Here is a 432-nt window from a genome sequence, read left to right as displayed (position 1 = left end):
CGGCAGGCGCGGCGCCTCATCATGGTCCTTTCGCACTAGTCGGTTCCCTCCGGCACGGCCTCCGGCGCGCCCGGCCCGACCAGCCGTTCCAGCTCGCGCACGGTCCTGGCCAGCTCGGCCACGCGGGCCGCGACCTCCGAGATCAGCGCGCCGGCGGCGGCCGGGGCGACGCGTGCGCGGCCCTCGGCGGCGGGCTCGGCGCACTCCCATGGATTCCTGATCCTCGACTCCTCGGCTCGTGCGCTCGGCATGTGCTGATCACAGTAAACGATCAGCCCACGACTGAGCGTAACGGTCCGACGGAATCGACCGCAATCGCCCGAAGGTGCGACGTCCGCCCGCGTCAGAGGCCGGTTTCCGGTCCACTTACGCAGAGTTCGACTGATTCGAGCCCTGACCCGTCCCGGCCGCCGCCTCCAGATCCCCCGCCGC

The 432-nt window shown here is 71.8% G+C and carries 1 protein-coding gene; it reads right to left on the bottom strand.

All coding sequences use genetic code 11. The features are described from left to right. Window positions 1–35 precede the first annotated feature (35 nt). Window positions 36–251, bottom strand: a complete 216-nt coding sequence (locus KDL01_RS42160) for a hypothetical protein (RefSeq protein WP_212534302.1) — start codon at window positions 249–251, stop codon at window positions 36–38. Window positions 252–432 lie beyond the last annotated feature (181 nt).

The sequence above is a fragment of the Actinospica durhamensis genome (assembly GCF_018139695.1).
In the GTDB taxonomy this organism is placed as follows: domain Bacteria; phylum Actinomycetota; class Actinomycetes; order Streptomycetales; family Catenulisporaceae; genus Actinospica; species Actinospica durhamensis.
This window is presented reverse-complemented; position numbering and strand designations above follow the sequence as displayed.

Excerpts from the sequence above, each read along its gene's own strand:
- KDL01_RS42160 (WP_212534302.1), bottom strand. The coding sequence starts at position 251 with ATGCCGAGCGCACGAGCCGAGGAGTCGAGGATCAGGAATCCATGGGAG.